1 protein-coding gene is annotated in these 988 nt (G+C 72.8%); it reads right to left on the bottom strand.

What is annotated here, in order from left to right:
* Positions 1–221: 221 nt before the first annotated feature.
* A complete protein-coding gene (locus FGF04_RS39485) occupies positions 222–674 on the bottom strand; it encodes a PPOX class F420-dependent oxidoreductase (protein ID WP_149516203.1) in 453 nt (150 codons plus the stop codon).
* Between the last annotated feature and the right edge of the window lie 314 nt (positions 675–988).

Below are 988 nucleotides of genomic sequence, written 5' to 3'. Positions count from 1 at the left end.
GCGCCGATCAGCAGGAGGGAGGCCAGGCCGGTGCTCAGGTGCGTGGTGCGTCTCAAGGCGGTAGCCCTTCGTTGTTCCAGCAAGGTGGGGGCGGAACAGCTGAACGGTGAGAGCGCTCTCAATGAATGCGGGGCAGAGCCTAGCGGCTGTCCCTCATCAGGTACAGACCAAAAACAACGGTTGCCGAAGAGGCGGTGCGGGGACGGCGTCGGCGGGACGGCTCAGCGGGCGAGGGGGATGCCGTACGCGCGCTCCACCCGCAGCCGCAGCACGAGCCGGCCGTCGCGGACCATGGCGGCCCGGTAGTCGTCCCAGTCGGGGTGCTCGCCCTGGACGTCCCGGTAGAGCCGGATCAGCTCCTCCACGGTCTCGTCACCGGGGTCGCGGGCCACCGGCGACAGGTCGGCGACGCCCTCGACGACGATGTAGGCCCAGCGGTCCGCGCTGGTCACGTGGTACGAGGCCCGCGGGTCCCGGCGCAGGTTGCGCGTCTTGGCGCGGCCGTCGGTGAGCGACACGCGCACGATCCGTTCGGCCGGGTAGTAGGCGTGGTTGACGTTCGACAGCTGCGGGCGGCCGTCGCGCTTGAGGGTCGTCAGCACGCCGCCGTCGTACTCGGAGAGGAGCTGGAGCAGGGTGTCCTGGAGGGCTTCCTGGCTGGTGTCATCCGTCATGGGCTGGTCAATACCCGTGAGGGTGCCGGGCATTCCGCGCCGCGGGAGGCTTCCTGCGTGACCCGCGTCCACAGGGGTACCCGACCGCGTCGGGCATGGCGCGGCGACCGGAACCGCCGCGTCATGTCCTCCGGACGGGTGGGGGCGACTCGGCGGGCGCGGCACGGACCGACCGCCGGCGCCGCCGGGCAGGCGGGGCGCCTCGGCGTGTAGGCGCCGCGCCGCGGGAGCGGACCACGACGCATCGGCCCCGCCGGACCTGCCGGTCCCGTCGGCCCTGCCGGTCCGGAGGACATGACGCGGCGGTTCCGGTC

It is taken from the genome of Streptomyces apricus, from assembly GCF_008369065.1.
Classification (GTDB): Bacteria; Actinomycetota; Actinomycetes; order Streptomycetales; family Streptomycetaceae; genus Streptomyces; species Streptomyces apricus.
The sequence above is the reverse complement of the archived record's forward strand: the minus strand, read 5'-3'. Positions and strand labels throughout refer to the sequence as shown.